The organism is Nostoc sp., assembly GCF_036917975.1.
Lineage (GTDB): Bacteria > Cyanobacteriota > Cyanobacteriia > Cyanobacteriales > Nostocaceae > Nostoc.
Genome location: NZ_JBALEJ010000053.1, coordinates 1 through 15,142, shown reverse-complemented (window position 1 = coordinate 15,142; position 15,142 = coordinate 1). Strand labels below are relative to the sequence as shown.

Below are 15,142 nucleotides of genomic sequence, written 5' to 3'. Positions count from 1 at the left end.
CCAGTCATACTCTGCGTATTTTTCTACGTCAGCGTTTTGGTATTGATGTCCTCACTTTTGAACAACATCCTGTGGCTTAATTCACATAAGGCGTAAAATAATTCTTAAGCGGTTGAGCGACTATGATTACGGGCTAATCGACGTAACATTAAATGCGTCATAGCGGCGTATATCATGGTTTCACTTTCCGCGCTTTTGCTTGCTCATAAACTTTCTGATTCCATTCGGATCTAGTAGCTTACCAAAAAAGCAAAAGTAAAAAGTTAAAGGGTAAAGGGACTCATGCTTGGACGCGGATTTTTGTCCGCATTTCGTCAGAAATCGATCCTGGACTCATGATTCAAGGGATGCTCGCAAACCGCGCTGTACTGCTTCTCGCAGGGCTTGAGCTTTGAGTAGCAGTTTTTCCTGGTAATTTTGCATTAATGCCGTTAAGTAAGGACGTTCAGCATCAGTTAGCGTTCCAGCTTGCTGACGGTCAAGTAGTTCACTTAAGTAGTAATCTCGATCTGGTGACATTTGCAATTCGCTTAATGCCAAAACTTCATCGTCAGATAGAGAACTAACAGATGGAATTAAGGTACTGTCAGAGGATTGAGGGCTAACAGGAGACAAGTACAGGACGATCCGCCTGTTGGACAAGTTTACCCCAAGTAGTAGCAATCGCTGAAGCAAAAGAAGCAGCGGAACATCTATTTACTGTTGCCTTGGATGGTATTTTAGTGGTGGATGAGCAAGGTATAATCCGGTAAGCAAATCCAGCGACAGAAATTTTTTTTGGTATCAATCCGTTTATTCTGTTGGGAAGTCATCTCCAAAAATGGCTACCAAAATTACCTGAATATCCAGAACAATGGATCGGACGCAGTGAACATACCCTGCAAAAGTTTTTATTTGACCCATTTTTTACCATTAAAAGCGTAGGTAAAGGTACAGGTTTAGGCTGATCTATTAGTTACAAAATTATCACGGAAAAACATCAAGGGAAATTAAAATGTATTTCTCCACCAGGTAAAGGTACAGAATTTGCAATCATAATTCCATTGTCTCAATCAAGAGTAAAAAACTGATTTTAGGAGTTTAGAGGGTGATGATAGTATCGCCGGCAAGAGTGGTAATGTCATCGGCTTAACTCCTTTAGCCGTGTCATTAGCAGAGTTTAAGTATCGCTTACTGAAGCGATCTTTATCTTTACCTCCTGTCTTCTTATTGCCACTCTGTGCTTTCAGGAAGCTTGTTGTTGAGAAAGCGATCGATGCAGCGCTCCGCAAGAGCCGCGATAGTTAGGGATGGGTTGCTGCAAGCAGTGGAACCAGGAATGAGAGAACCATCAACAACAAATAAGTTAGAATAGCCGTGGACTTTTCCGTAAGTATTGCATACAGCACCGATAGTTGCACCACCAAGGGGATGTGCTGTAGCGCTAAAGTCAAGCGGTGCAGCAAAAGTGGTTGCATTAGCAAGATTTAGTCGTTGGTAAGTATACTGATTAGCCTGGGTAATTTTCTGATTGTTGGCTGAGTTTTTCGGCCAGAAAAGATTAGCTGATTGGGTAGAAGTATTGTAATTCAGGTAGCCCTCAGGCTTGGCGATGGCGAGGCTCAGAGGGGCTAATACACCTTGTGGAACTATCGGAAAAGGAAGTTGCTCGATAACTAATGGAGCGATGGGATTGTCCAAGTCTTCAATTACTACCGATGCTGGGCCGCCGAGTGTGGCATTAGTTTGACCAGAAGTAAGGATCGCACTGACTGCATCACCGTTAGTTCCCCAGAATTTTCCGACTTGATTGTTGAGGCGAGGCAATGTCCCTTCATGCTTGGCACGTAAAAGCAATTCGGTGGTGCCAATGGAACCGGCTGCTAAAAACAGATAGCGACAGATAAAGGATTTTTTAGCCAGTACAACTCCCTGCTGATTAATTTGATTGCAGGTAACTCGGAAACGCCCGGCATGGTATTCCTCGATTGTATCTACCACATGTAGGGGTCGGATTTCCACGTTTTTAGTAGCTTCTGCCATGCTGAGATAATTTCGATCTAAGCTATTTTTGGCACCACTGTTAAGACCGTAGTAAACTTGACCTGCGATCGCGGAAGGAACCTTCTGACCCGCGATTTCTTGTCGAACGATATCCCAATCAACAGCGACATCAAGCTTCCTAGCTCTTAAACCAGCAATGCCAGCTTGCTCTAATAAGATGCGGCTTGCCAAATAGTAGTCAGTGTTGAGAATATCATCCGGTATGGGAGATGGTTTGAGGATGGAACGCACCTTTGGGTAGTAAACTTTATCCAGTTCCTCATATTTGATGCTACGTGGAAAGACTTGATAAAAAAGTTCTTTAGTTGGCTGATAACTAACTGCGTTGTAGACTAGTGAACCGCCTCCCACCCCTGCCCCACGATAGGCAATAATTCCATCGCCTACCTTGACATCAAGAACACCAGTGTATACATCAATCGGAACTTTGTTGAAGATAACTGTAGTCGGACTTAGCCAAGTAGACCGACCATCTGGATTCTGATATGTGGAGAAAGTGTTACCTGCGGCGCTAATTGGCCATCGTTGTCCTCGCTCCAAAACTATAGTTTTAATTCCAGCTTCACCAAGGCGCAATGCTGCAACGGCTCCACCAAAACCGCTACCAATAATCAGCGCTTCGAGACATTCTTCACCACGATAGGTGGCAGAAGCAATGCTAGGCACAGCGATACTTGCCGTTGCTGCCAGCGTTGCCTTCAGAAATTGACGACGTTTAATTACGCCCGACATAATTAATCTCCTGTATGAGTTGATTATGCACCGACACTTTTACATCTCAGTTGAAATCACTAGCTGCAATTGATGTCTTCAAGGAATTACAGAAGTAACTTCAAAATTTCGACACCTCGTTAGGGCAACTTCTGCTACACTTGTTGCACAATCCCAAAAATACCAGTATCAAAAATAGTTGATCTGCCAAATTGCCAAAAACATCGGCTAATGGCTCTCTCTTTTATTGAACAGCGAAAGTCATTTGGGCAAGCCAATACTCCAGCAGGCATAAAGCCAGACCATTTTGGGCTTTACCCACTGCCTTTTTAAGCGGTACAGCAGCAGCTGGCTCCTTAGCATTGATTAACTCTGTGGGCAATTTGGGAGGATTTGTTGCTCCCTATGTTATCGGCTTAGTTAAAGATGCCACTAATAGTTTTAGTGGCGGGCTGCAAGTAATGGCAGCAGCACTGCTAGTTGGTGGGATTCTCACTCTGTCTTCGACTAGAGATTAATCGAAGTTAATAGTTCAGTTTGAAGAACTGGTGCTTCCTCAGATGTTGCGGGTGCTGCTGTTGAAGAAGGCATCTATGCTGAAGGCAGAAGGGTTTTATGTTTGCCACGGGTTTTATTTACCGATTGGCGAACCAAACTACATAATCTCTCAGAAATCCATAGTTTGGCGATTTGGAATCGGTCGCCTCCAAGTCACAAAGGGGAAAATCATATCCTCTGCGCTCATGCTTAACTTTAACAAGAATACCGTACAGATCCTCTACAGATGTAATTCCCTCTAGCGTTATTTGCTCGTCGGTTCTGAGTGGACCTGTTTCTTGAAATTCGGCGACTTTAGCTTTAAAAGGAAAACTCAGTACTTTTTTCAGATGCTCTGACCAAGTTTCAAAAGCCGCTATTTCATCATCCGGTTCAACATCCACTAATACTGCTTGAATACGCTTTCCCTCTTCTCCTAAATGACTCCAACGATGTTTTGCCTCAATTTCCTCAATTATGGCAGCAACATCTTTTTCTGTGTCTTTTGCTTGAGTTAATTCCACATCTGTTGGTTCGAGGTATATCTGGCTCCAGTCCAAACCCTCTTCTTCACACTTAAAAATCACTTCTGACGGGATATTCTTCAAGGTGATGCTATCCCAATCAATACAAATGCTATTGTTCTCTGGATTAATTTCTGAGATTCTTCCTTGCCAACCACTAATGTCAGTTCCCAAATCTGGGTCTAGTACGCTTGGTTTAACAATGACCGAGTTGCCGATCTTTAATTTAATTTTTCCTGCCATCACTCTATCTCCTGAGAGCATACTCTTCTCTCTCTTTACAATCACTGGTGCAAAGTAGTGCATTTTTAAAGAAACTCTGTGTAATTGAATAAATCCTGGGTATAAACTCAGGGATAGAATTTTAGGATTAATTATTGAAGTGTAAATCCTTTATCACTGACATTTTTGATACAGGTGTTGATAGTTCAGGAAATATCTTAGGCGATGGCGTTGCAGATCCTCACTACACCCTAACAAGTTTTCCTAGTGGTGGAGTTCCACCTGCTGTTACTGTGCCTGCTGGTTATTATCCTTTCGGTTATTGGGTTGCTAATACTACAACTTCTCGATGGATTGGTCCTAATACTAGTTCGGCTAATGGACCTGCTGGTAGTTACACTTATGAAACTACCTTTACTATACCTACTAGTTTTTCTACAGCCTCAATTACTGGTCAATGGGCAACTGACAATGAGGGTGTGAATATACTTCTCAATGGGAATCCTATAGGAATTACTAATAATAATCAGTTCTCTCAATTGACTAGTTTCGCCATTTCTAATTCCAGTTACTTTAAAGTTGGCACTAATACTCTAGACTTTGTAGTCAACAACGATGGTGCTCCGACTGGGCTTGAAGTAGACAACTTAGTCGCTAATTATTCTCCGGGTATTCTGAACCCACCCCCTCAAGCTAAAGACGATAGCTATAGCCTTAGTAAAAACACTACCTTAACTGTCCCTTTAGCTACAGGAGTGTTAGCCAACGACAGCGATCCCAATTCTCACGGGTGGTACTGGTAATGATACTTTTGTCTTTCACCGTGGCGATGGCAATGACACCATCACCGACTTTGGTGGTATAGGCAAAGGTTCAAATCCATCAGCAGCAGTGATTAGCCAATTGGATACCTTGCAATTTACAGGTTCGGGTTTAACTGCCCGAAATCTGCAACTCACTCAAAATGGTAATAACCTAGAAGTTAGCTTTGAAAATGTAGCTAACACTAAAGTCACTCTGCAAAACTTCCAATTAGAAAACCTGGATAACGTACCCGCAACTTCTTCAAGACCTGCTATTGGTAATATTCTGTTTGATGGGCAAACCAGCATCACCGACAGCTTTGATGTCATTGATGCCAATTCCACTCAAACTAGCGTTTTCAACAAAAACACTGTCACCTTCCTCAATGACTTAAACAATAACATCACGGGTTTTGACAACTCCAATGATGTGATTAATGGTCAAGGGGGTAATGACATTATTAATGGCTTGAGCGGCAATGACATACTCAGAGGCGGTGCTGGGAATGATACCCTCATCGGTGGTGCGGGTAATGATATTCTGGTTGGCGGTGCGGGTGCTGACCGATTCCTTTACAATACTGGTACTGCTTTTAAAGGCTCTGCAATTGGTGTAGATACCATTACTGACTTTAACAGTTCTGAAGGTGACAAGATTGTACTGGGTAAAACTACCTTTAGTGCGATCGCTTCTGCTGCGGGAACAGGTTTTAGTCACAAGAGTGATTTTCAAGTCACTAATAAAGCTGGGACTAGCACGGCAAAAATTGTCTACGACCCGTTGAGTGGGCAATTGTTCTACAACCAAAATGGCAGTGCGGCTGGTTTTGGCTATAAATTTTAGTTACTGTTGGAAAATAAAGGCTCAAAGCTTCATTACATCAAAGGTTGAGAATTTCGCTTCGATTATTGTTTTCCGAAAGTGACAAAACAGGGTTAAAGCGAGGAAAAATAGGGAACCAGCGATCGCTTCTTATGCCAAATTTCCAGAGAAAACCGAGAAGTTAAATATTAGGAGGCGATCGCAACCCTGTAGAGTTTGGGCGGGTGCGATCGCTTCTTCTTCTTGAAGAGAATATATGCGTCATTTCCAATTCGCTTTTTCGCCCATTATTACCCCATAACTAAAGTTAGGGGCTTGGATATTGATACTACGTATTTTAATTATGTAAGTACTTACGCAAAATAAATTGTATATTATGGATCGATCGCTGGGGCTAAACAAAGATAATGCGATTGCCAAGAGAGCGAATGCGGCAGCCAATCGCCGAAATCGACGCGCTGGTTTCCCGAAGAGCGCGTACTCCTATGATTCTGGTGTTGTGAGGAGTTAATGAATTCAGTCTTAACTGGTTTTCCAATTGTCTTAGGAGGTTGTGGTCTATCTCCTGTGGGTTGGGGTTCTTGTGGTTCTGGTTGTGGATTATCATTCTGGTCCATGTTGATTTATCTCCTTTGTAGTTTTACTCATTTGGCTGTTTTCAAAATTTCTGACTTGGAGTTGGTAAATTTTGAACTTCCACAAATCAAGTCGTTGTAATTAATCTGACGGGGCGACTTCACCAGATAAACAAAAACGGTGCGCCGACGCCACAAGTTCCAACTTCTCATCCTGGAAAGTCCAGGTCTTGCCAAATTAAAAGGTTTAAGACCCAGCCCTTTCAACGCGAACAGATGAACTACAACCTCTTTTTAGTAATTCGAGTTGCAAATTGTGAGAAAAAAGGTATCTTTTAGCAATTACAAATGTTTAAGCTATTGAATTATATAAACTTAGACACGAACTGATGAAATTTGGGCGATACAATCATCGATTAAGAGATTGCAGCAGCTAAAAATCATGATTTTTTCCAAAAAATAAGCAATAAGCTATCTCTAGCTGTACCAATTTGCTACATCAGGTAAGCCAGTGTATTTAATCGGTTTATTAATTGTGATTAACTGCTTTTTTTATGAATGATTGTACTGCTCTAAAAGCCGAATTGTTGAAACATGCCCTTGTTTCTTATCATAAATTACTGGGACTTTCGGTTTCTTTACTCCTCTAATCGCTTTTAAAAACTGTTTGAGATTAACACCTGTTGATAATTGTTGTAGAAATTGTGCCATTTTCTCTCTTGAAAAAGTTTGGAATACCTCCCACTCCAAAGGAGGAATTGCAATCATCATTCCTCTGTACGTGCCTTGAAGCTCATCAACTAAGTAAAAATCAGATAATCCAGCTTCAATTTTCTCTACTCCATGTACGCCCCCTAAAGCACCTCTTAAAGTTGCAAGTATGTTATAAGCAACTAATGCCATTGAAAATGAAAATAAAGCGGCTTTTGGATAAGCTAGAGTCTGAATTTCTCCATGAAAATTCTTAGTTACTGTTTGAAATAAGCTTTCTATATTCCACCGATTACGATATATTTCAGCGATTTTTGTAGCTGGTACAGATTCTGGTAAATTGCTGAAAATCGCTATTTCCCACTCTTTATCTCTTGTTGGGACAAATAACTTTAATACGATGCGTCTTAATATTAGCGTTTTCCCTTCGTAATTTATTTCTACCTTCTGTTCAAATAAGTCCCCTGTTTCTGTTGAACCTAGTGGTTTTAATTCTTCTAGTTCTTTAAATCCCATCCCTCCATGTTGCCTAATTACAAAAAATGCTTTTTCCTCTTGTATTGTAAATAAAAACTTTAATGTACAAAAATTCCTATCTCCACACCATAAATCTTGTGGTTTTACTTTCTTTAATACTGCATCAAACTCGGAACGTTCTTGTGCATGACCGTCAACAAGAAAGAACAATATCTGTGATTATTTTTGACTGCTGTTCTAGTACTACTATCGCTTTTCCTGGGAGTGCGGATGCTGCCAAATTTCTGATCGCTTTTAGTCTATGGTCTGTTCCTTTCAAGCAAGTCCCATCCACTACTTTTATGCAATAACCTGGTAGTATATTTGTTTGCTCTCCACCTACTAATTTCACTAATTCTGCTAAGTCTTGTCCTGTTTCTCTTACTAATGCTTCGCTTACACTTAGCTCAATACCACAAAGTTTATTATATAGTGCTGTTGTGCTTACGCTTAAATTTTCTGCCCTGGCTTTGTATGCTGCGTGAACAGATTTCTGGACTCCACACACTACTAAACTCATTAAATCTACTTGACTTGAAAATAGTAAATCTTGCTGATACTGCACTTGTGCATGTTTTGTAAATAACCTATCCATTCTCTCCGTTGCAAATATATGCGACATTAAGCCTCGCATCATTACGCTTACTGGACTTTCTTTTACAAATTGCTCAAAGAGAGAAGACAGCATTTTCAAGTACCCTGTACTGATATTGCCCAGGATACCTTGAATTCATCATTAATAACCTGTGTTGGGAGAGGGTTTCAGCCTTTACCTCAGTAGTTCATCTGTTCGCGTTGAAAGGGCTGGGTTTAAGACCCCAACCATTACATATAATACACATTTCAGTCCTTCGACGCAGGCTCAGGAACCATCGGGGTTTAAATCAAGAGTCTGAAATGTCTAAAATGAATGAAAATGCGTGAATGCGTGAATGCGTGAATAATCAAATTGTTAATAAGTACTCATGCAAAATAAATTGCACATTTCGAGAAGGGAATAGGGAATGGGGAACAGGGAACAGAAGCAGATTACAGGGATTTATATCTGTGGACGAAATGTATAATTAATTTTGCCGAGGTACTTAATTAGTTGGTGGGGAGACAATTACAGTGGAGGCTGTGCCATTCAGGAGAATATAAGAATCGTTGTTTGTACTAGGAGCAAGGAAGTTATCTGTAATTCCCACAGCCGTGATTTTGGCATCAATCGGGATCGGGCTATTAGGTAAAAGAAGTGTAAAGGTTGTAAGAGTGTCAATTCCATTTGCGAGCTTGACAGTTACTTCTTTGCCAATCGCCGAGGTAACAATATTAATTTCATTAGGTGGAAAGTTCCGACCCTTGTAGTTAAGAGGGCCATTTGTTAAGTAGGTAATTCCTTCTTTCGGAAAATTGTAGAAGATGTGAACTCCAATAGAAGTCGCTACAGGACTTTGCACTCGATTGCCAGTTTGGGCAAATACTGGAGGTGCTAAAATCCCCAATGGGATGGGCAAAGTCAAGCCGATCAGAATCAGGGAACGGTAAAGGTGATTCATGTATACAAAATTTCTCAGTAGTGTTTAGCGATTATCTATTCACTTCAACGCCAGAAAGTTGAATCACGTTTAGAAGAATGCTCCTACTCCGTGGCTCTGATATAGTACCATAAAGCCTTTGAGCAATATTAACAATTCACCCATTAACAATTCAAACATTAATTGAATTGGTATAATGTCGCGTGGTTTCACTAATGATGCGACGATACCTACATACATGAAAAAGTCCCAGAAACGTTGGTTGCGTAATCAACTCAAAATCGGCTTGGTTTGGGTGTTAGTACTGGGGCTGTCGCTAGTTGGATTTACTGTTTATACTGTGCGCCAATCTTTTCCTGTAGAAAGTGGCACGATTGTGCTGTCTGGACTGACAGCTGTTGTTAGAGTTCAGCGAGACAACTGGGGAATTCCCTATATTTGGGCTGCTAACTCTCATGATTTATTCATGGCGCAAGGTTATACCCATGCCCAAGACCGTTTTTGGCAAATGGACTTTTGGCGACACATCGGTTCAGGGCGACTAGCAGAAATGTTTGGTTCATTTCAAGTAGAAAGTGACAGATATCTGCGGACAATGGGTTGGGCAAGAGTAGCACAGCAAGAAATCCAGCAAATGGATGCCCAAATGAAGGCAGATTTGCTCTTCTTATGCTGATGGTGTTAATGCTTATCTAGCACAACATCAAGGCAGCGCCCTCAGTTTAGAAGTGGGAACACAATCAGGTAACAGCTAAAACTGCTAATACACTGAGACTAATCCCAAAATTGGCAGCAAGTTGAGATTAGTGTCGAAGGACACTAGTACCGCAAGGCGGAATTCCAAATTCCAAATTCCAAATTAATACAGCGCAAGCATTTCACTGATTGTGAATAGGTGGTTTATTTCCGCCGTGTTGTACTAGACATTTAACGACAAAATTGATATTTCCCATCTCTTCTTTTTAGCGATCGCCAGCCGCAAGCAGAGGCGAAAAATGCTTTTAAAACCTCAAAGTAAGAAACATTAGAACTCAATACTGCTCGGTTAAGCCTCTTTTGGGCATTATAGACGACGATATTTCAAGGGTTTCAGCCTACCTTCTTTCCTTAACCGAGCAGTATTGCACTACATGAAAACTACAATTACGGTTCTTTGGTTTACAATTTTCTTTTAGCTTTGTTTGTACCAGACGCTAAGACAGCCCAATATTGCGAGGCACTGCTTAAGGCACTACCGCGAGAAAAATACCCCCAGAATATGGGGGCGATTGATGTGGTTGATATGCCTATCAGTACATTGAGGGTATGGGTTGCTGCGATGCGTTCAAAACCTATCTATCTAACTGCTGAAGATCGGAAGACTCAAATCTGTGTAGTGGAAGAGCAGAATTAAGAAAGACCTGGGTGATTGTCCGATAGTTAGAGTAGTCGCTGCTAGGTCCCTTGACACTGTAACCAGCAAAAATTAGCGATACCTGCTTGCGATCATTACTATCATTAATAATGGCATTAGGCGTGTACACCCTTTGTTGAAACCAGACTTGTGTGGGAATCAGGGGAGGGATAGAAGGAATCGCAGGACCTGATGGGTCAGTGACTTGAGTATTCTGAACAGAAGCGATAGGGTTATTAAGTGCGTTGATTACCTTCCAGTGCTGGAGGTCCGTAGATTCAGCGTAACCAATATAGTGGAATGCATCTGAGTCGGCATCTAGGCAGTTGCCACCAGAGAAGAACAATCCATAACGGTTATCGGGTAAGTGGATGAGGGTGCCACGGGAGGCAACATAGCGCGTGCCTGTAAGGGAAGTATCAGTTTGATCATTCAGTCCATTAACCGGTCCGATGTCGGTAAAATTCACACCATCCTTTGTTCTTGCCAAACGTACTGTTACATAATCTGTGTTGGGTTTCTTACCTTTCTGGTACCCAATGGTAGGGCTGGAACACCATTGACTGGAGGGAAGGAGGGTTGTATCTCCGTTCAATTGTTTTTGAACGTAAAGGACTTTGCGTGGATACGAGCCTGGAACTTCAGCAAGGATTCCGTCAGGATTGAGTAGACCCGTAGTGCGCGTCCCCTTGTTAGGAACCGTATCTGGGGAAGTAGCTTCAACTCCATTCAGGGTCCGTGAGGTCAAAGTATGTACAACTAATCCCAAATTATCGACACTATTGTCTCCGGGATTTACAGAACGGTCTATTGTATAAAGACGCGAGACACCGCCAATCTTCAAGACAATTGAGTGTCCTTGCCCGTCGTCGGTGGCACCAGGGCTACCAGCTGCGTTGCTGAGAAGTACATTAGAAGCCGGTGGGTTCGGATAGGGATTTGGTGTTGTAGTGGCTGGATAGGTTTGAGCATTAGTCGTACTGTTTGATGAAGGACACAATCCAGGGTTCAGTTCCAGTACCTTATTTTGAAAAGTCCAAGTTAATCCTCCATCTTTGGAGTTAGCTGCTACAACTGCCTCGTTGCTGTCCTTAGCTCGGTAGTCAAAGTAGCCTTGCAGGTTTTTTCCAGTTCCTCTAACAAATGGATAGTAGTAGGGCTGCATCAAATTAGTCCCGATATTGGACTGAGGCACACCATTTACGCAATAGCCGACTGAAGGCAGTGTTTTAGTTGTTGGTCCTTGTCCCAGAGTCCAAGGACCCCCTGTAATTTTCGCCTCAACCGGGGCAGTAGCAGCAGTCCACGAGTTTTCTGGAACAGAGGAATAGCTTGTGGCACTAAATGCCGCTACGCCCAGTAGAACTGAGGAGCAGATGAAAAGCATTTTCTTCATTGTGTGTACTTAAATTGGAGGAATGATTTGTGGTTTTAGCAGTCTGTAAAGGTTCAGATTCGAGGGCAATCGCATTTCCCATAAAAAGAAAACGCGATGCAATTGGATAAAATGCAATTCTGACCTCTCTACAAGTTGTAGAGAAGCTTTGAATTTCCGATTACCGAGTCGGAAATGAGGTTAGAGGGTTAGATTATACGGAGTATTTAGTTGAAGCAGAATGGCTATATATTCTTTAATTATTCCCAAATGTATTTTTGGTGCCTAAAATAAAGAAATACTAGGCAAAGATAAACAAACTCTTAGTGAGTGTATAAATATAAATAGTGGCAAAAGGTTAAGATTCAGTTAACAATTGTCTAAGAGTCTTGGAAAAATATTTATGTTCTGGCACTAAATTCGGGAGCAATGCGATTTTGTGAAATGACCCCACCAGGAGAGCGATCGCTAATCAACTCTTACGTATAAAATGAATCTCAGATAATTAAAAACTACACTGACATTTTATAGAATCTCCGCCAAATACCCCGTAAATATCTCCACTGTTGTAGGGTGTGTAAAATAATGAAAACGAGAAAAGTGTAAGATAACCAAAAATGTAAGTTTGTACCCAAAAGGGCTAATTGCCTATTCTTAACAAATAGCTGTGGGAAAGCAATATTAGTACCGAAGATAATGATGTCATGACCACCAGCATTAGATAATAAGTAACCGCTTAAAGGGACAAATATCATAAATAAGTACAGAGATGTATGGACAACAAATTTTTGCATCCAATTCTTTTTCAGCTGTGATAAACGCTTGTTATTTAGCTGAACAGGTAACAGGAAAGTAATTCGTGCTAGTAACAAACTCATGACTATAACTCCAAGAGTCTTGTGGAAGTCATACAAAGGTCGTCGATATAAAACATCGCGTCCTAAGTGAATCATGTAAATTCCACCAGCAAACAAAAGCAAGTAGAAACTTGCCATCAGCCAATGTAGAAACCATAAACGCTCTTGTGTAATCTTTTTGATTTTAGGTGTCGCAATGACCGTCACTTTATTTACTCCTAGAAAAAATTAATAGTAGATCAATACTGTTTTCAGCTATTGAGCGGATGAAATACAGTACAAGTTACTAGTTTTCAGGATGGTTTAACTAATTACTCTTTGAAGTAATAAGTAATAAGTAATAGATATTACTCATTACTCATTACTCATTTATTTAATTATCTTACTGATGCTGTTGCTGCCATTGTGCCCGTTGCTGTTCGAGTTGCTGCCTCTGTTCAGGAGTGAAAACAGAGTTCATCTTCGCTTTTTGCGCTTTTCTAATTTGCTTGATTTGAGCCTTTTGACTATCAGTTAGATTTAGAGATTTCATGACATCACGACGATTAGCATGTTGCCCTTGTTGATGCTGTGTTCTTGCTGCTTTCAGTTGTGCAAGTTGTTGTGGTGTATAAACACCTTCGAGTTGCTGCCTGCTATCTTTTTCAATTTGACGCAGCTGTTGTTTTTGCGCGTCAGTCAGATTTAATTTTGCCCAGCGACCGCCTTCTTTTTTGTGAGAATTTTGTTGAGCTTGTGCTAGCAATGGCTGTCCATTATGAATCGCATCTGCTTTAACAGTAAAGGGAACTGCAACAACACTTACTGCTACAAGACTTGCAAGAACAGACATTAATTTATTAAGTTTCATCATACTTTAGAGGTAAATTTGCTTTTTGTGTATGTCATTATCATAGGAATCTATGATCAAAACTGAATGAGCTAAAAGTCATGATTTATACTATGACCTTTGTAATAGTGGCGCATGGGAAGGTTAAGAACCTACCAGTTTCCAATGTTCGGGTTGGGAGTGAAATTCTTGGTAGCGATATGGTTGTTTGATTAACACTGGCGACGCCCAATAGCCACCGCACTTCCTCGCTCTCCCGATTCAAGCGAGGAAAAGATGAGCGTAGTTTACCGATGTAGACATCGCGTATCCGCTGCGAGAGCAGATGATTTAATCAAGTTTGCTCACTGATCTGATTGGCGTAATCAAATCCTTAAGGGGAGCAATCAGCACCTCTTTACAAGTAGAATTAGTAACCCAAGAATTCTGTAAAAAACATGGTTCTTGCCTAGTAGTCTGCCAACCCAAAAATGCGCTTGTGAGGACTGGGGAAAGGGGAAAGGGGAAAGGGAAAAGGGTAAGAGATTTAAACCCTTTCCCCCCGCCCCTTATCCCCAGAGGGGACCCCACCTTCCCCCTTAGCCTTTACCCCGCCAAGTCACGAAAGCGAATTACTAGTTAAGAATCGCCATGTAATTAATTTTGTTTGGTTACTTATGCCGCTAGTATTAGAGAAAGATTAATTAATGGGGGAGTAAGTTGATTTGATGCGCCTCACCAGAAGCCGAAGGGCAGTACTGCTCCTACTGCTTGGCGGATTTATTCCCTTACTGATATTTGGGGACTTAGCAGAGGATGTCTGGAAACAAGGCGGATTTTGGTTCGATGTTCCTCTATTATTAGCGATTCACAGGACAGCTCAACCGAAACTAGACGTTTTTGTGTCACACTTGACGAAGTTAGGGGTGTTTTGGGGGGTATTCCCAGCAGCAGCCATGATTGTGCTGTTCCTACTGATTCGACAACGGTGGCGTGCTTTAGAGTACTTTTTCATCGTCTCGGTGGGCAGTATAATCATTAATCAGACGGTTAAGCTGTTGCTGCACCGGGCACGTCCTCATCTGTGGACATCACCTGCTCCAGAATTTGATTATGGCTTTCCTAGTGGTCATGCGATGGCTAGTATGACTTTAGTGGCAGCTTTGAGCATTTTGAGTTGGAACAGCCGTTGGCGTTGGTTTGTTCTGATTATCGGAACCCTGTTTGTCTTAATAATTGGTTGGACACGTTTGTATCTAGGAGTCCATTATCCAAGTGATGTATTAGCAGGATGGATGGTGGCATTGGGCTGGACACTTGGAGTCAGTTTGCTAATCAACCCACATCAAGTTCGCCGCAGATATCAATAGTGAACAAAGTACGTTCAATCGGGAGGAACAAAAGTATACAACGATTAGTGTAGAAGTCAGCATCAGGCAACGTATCACAGACGACATCCGCGATTTTGAGCTGGGCCAATCTTACTGTATCCAGTTAAAACTAAACGCTTCGGGCTACCCAATTTCCGGGTTCCGAACCAGAAGGTTGTGTTTTTATTTGCTCTATTGCGAACAGCAGTGCCACCGGATGATTCTGTAATTACAAAAATGCTCAATGATAATCGTAGACTCTTTAGACATCTCCAAAATAGTATATTTTGTGGTAAAAGAAGATCATGAGAACTTTTTTAACACGAAAATATGAGTGATATACTGAATCACATTGAG

The 15,142-nt window shown here is 41.5% G+C and carries 15 protein-coding genes and 3 pseudogenes; 8 read left to right on the top strand and 10 right to left on the bottom strand.

All coding sequences use genetic code 11. From position 1 onward, the window contains the following. Window positions 1-333 precede the first annotated feature (333 nt). On the bottom strand, window positions 334-615 hold the full coding sequence (locus V7K76_RS23650) for a hypothetical protein (RefSeq protein ID WP_335030096.1): 282 nt from the start codon (window positions 613-615) through the stop codon (window positions 334-336). A gap of 14 nt (window positions 616-629) precedes the next feature. Between V7K76_RS23650 and V7K76_RS23645 the strand changes: the two are divergent. Further along, a pseudogene (locus tag V7K76_RS23645) lies at window positions 630-881 on the top strand (PAS domain-containing protein); the annotation flags it as partial. Next, window positions 879-1,070: pseudogene (locus V7K76_RS23640) on the top strand (ATP-binding protein); the annotation flags it as partial. The pseudogenes V7K76_RS23645 and V7K76_RS23640, both read left to right, overlap by 3 nt. A gap of 136 nt (window positions 1,071-1,206) precedes the next feature. Here V7K76_RS23640 and V7K76_RS23635 read toward each other — a convergent pair. After that, a complete protein-coding gene (locus V7K76_RS23635) occupies window positions 1,207-2,775 on the bottom strand; it encodes a GMC oxidoreductase (RefSeq protein ID WP_335030095.1) in 1,569 nt (522 codons plus the stop codon). A gap of 341 nt (window positions 2,776-3,116) precedes the next feature. Here V7K76_RS23635 and V7K76_RS23630 point away from each other — a divergent pair, with 341 nt between their 5' ends. Then, the gene (locus V7K76_RS23630; RefSeq protein ID WP_335030094.1) at window positions 3,117-3,272 is read left to right on the top strand and encodes a hypothetical protein; all 156 of its coding nucleotides are present in this window, start codon (window positions 3,117-3,119) and stop codon (window positions 3,270-3,272) included. A gap of 117 nt (window positions 3,273-3,389) precedes the next feature. Here the strand turns inward: V7K76_RS23630 and V7K76_RS23625 are convergent, their stop codons facing one another. Next, a complete protein-coding gene (locus V7K76_RS23625; RefSeq protein ID WP_335030093.1) occupies window positions 3,390-4,058 on the bottom strand; it encodes a calcium-binding protein in 669 nt (222 codons plus the stop codon). Between the two features lie 272 nt (window positions 4,059-4,330). Between V7K76_RS23625 and V7K76_RS23620 the strand changes: the two genes are divergently transcribed. After that, on the top strand, window positions 4,331-4,840 hold the full coding sequence (locus tag V7K76_RS23620; protein ID WP_334775063.1) for a hypothetical protein: 510 nt from the start codon (window positions 4,331-4,333) through the stop codon (window positions 4,838-4,840). Further along, window positions 4,818-5,684: pseudogene (locus tag V7K76_RS23615) on the top strand (calcium-binding protein); the annotation flags it as partial. The gene V7K76_RS23620 and the pseudogene V7K76_RS23615, both read left to right, overlap by 23 nt. Before the next feature lie 353 nt (window positions 5,685-6,037). Here V7K76_RS23615 and V7K76_RS23610 read toward each other — a convergent pair. The 4 genes from V7K76_RS23610 to V7K76_RS23595 all read right to left on the bottom strand — a co-directional run bounded on the left by V7K76_RS23610 (window position 6,038) and on the right by V7K76_RS23595 (window position 9,003). Then, on the bottom strand, window positions 6,038-6,280 hold the full coding sequence (locus V7K76_RS23610) for a hypothetical protein (RefSeq protein WP_334775061.1): 243 nt from the start codon (window positions 6,278-6,280) through the stop codon (window positions 6,038-6,040). Between the two features lie 510 nt (window positions 6,281-6,790). After that, on the bottom strand, window positions 6,791-7,636 hold the full coding sequence (locus V7K76_RS23605; protein WP_334775060.1) for a transposase: 846 nt from the start codon (window positions 7,634-7,636) through the stop codon (window positions 6,791-6,793). After that, entirely contained in the window at window positions 7,620-8,153 is a 534-nt protein-coding gene (locus tag V7K76_RS23600) for a hypothetical protein (protein WP_334775059.1), read from the bottom strand. The genes V7K76_RS23605 and V7K76_RS23600 overlap by 17 nt, the downstream gene beginning before the upstream one ends. 394 nt (window positions 8,154-8,547) lie before the next feature. Next, window positions 8,548-9,003, bottom strand: a complete 456-nt coding sequence (locus tag V7K76_RS23595; protein ID WP_334775058.1) for a hypothetical protein — start codon at window positions 9,001-9,003, stop codon at window positions 8,548-8,550. Between the two features lie 175 nt (window positions 9,004-9,178). Here V7K76_RS23595 and V7K76_RS23590 point away from each other — a divergent pair, with 175 nt between their 5' ends. Further along, window positions 9,179-9,658 (top strand): penicillin acylase family protein, encoded by a 480-nt coding sequence (locus V7K76_RS23590; protein WP_334775057.1) that lies wholly within the window; start codon window positions 9,179-9,181, stop codon window positions 9,656-9,658. A gap of 655 nt (window positions 9,659-10,313) precedes the next feature. Here the strand turns inward: V7K76_RS23590 and V7K76_RS23585 are convergent. The 3 genes from V7K76_RS23585 to V7K76_RS23575 form a co-directional block, all read right to left on the bottom strand. Continuing rightward, a complete protein-coding gene (locus tag V7K76_RS23585; RefSeq protein WP_335030091.1) occupies window positions 10,314-11,771 on the bottom strand; it encodes a hypothetical protein in 1,458 nt (485 codons plus the stop codon). Window positions 11,772-12,262: 491 nt separating this feature from the next. Next, window positions 12,263-12,814, bottom strand: coding sequence for a cytochrome b (locus V7K76_RS23580; RefSeq protein ID WP_334775054.1), 552 nt, complete (start codon window positions 12,812-12,814; stop codon window positions 12,263-12,265). A gap of 175 nt (window positions 12,815-12,989) precedes the next feature. Next, the gene (locus V7K76_RS23575; RefSeq protein WP_334954062.1) at window positions 12,990-13,439 is read right to left on the bottom strand and encodes a P pilus assembly/Cpx signaling pathway, periplasmic inhibitor/zinc-resistance associated protein; all 450 of its coding nucleotides are present in this window, start codon (window positions 13,437-13,439) and stop codon (window positions 12,990-12,992) included. A 704-nt stretch (window positions 13,440-14,143) separates the two neighbouring features. Here V7K76_RS23575 and V7K76_RS23570 point away from each other — a divergent pair. Both V7K76_RS23570 and V7K76_RS23565 read left to right on the top strand, forming a co-directional pair. Next, the gene (locus tag V7K76_RS23570; protein ID WP_334954061.1) at window positions 14,144-14,785 is read left to right on the top strand and encodes a phosphatase PAP2 family protein; all 642 of its coding nucleotides are present in this window, start codon (window positions 14,144-14,146) and stop codon (window positions 14,783-14,785) included. A 108-nt stretch (window positions 14,786-14,893) separates the two neighbouring features. Continuing rightward, window positions 14,894-15,094, top strand: coding sequence for a hypothetical protein (locus tag V7K76_RS23565; RefSeq protein ID WP_334954064.1), 201 nt, complete (start codon window positions 14,894-14,896; stop codon window positions 15,092-15,094). Window positions 15,095-15,142: the final 48 nt, after the last annotated feature.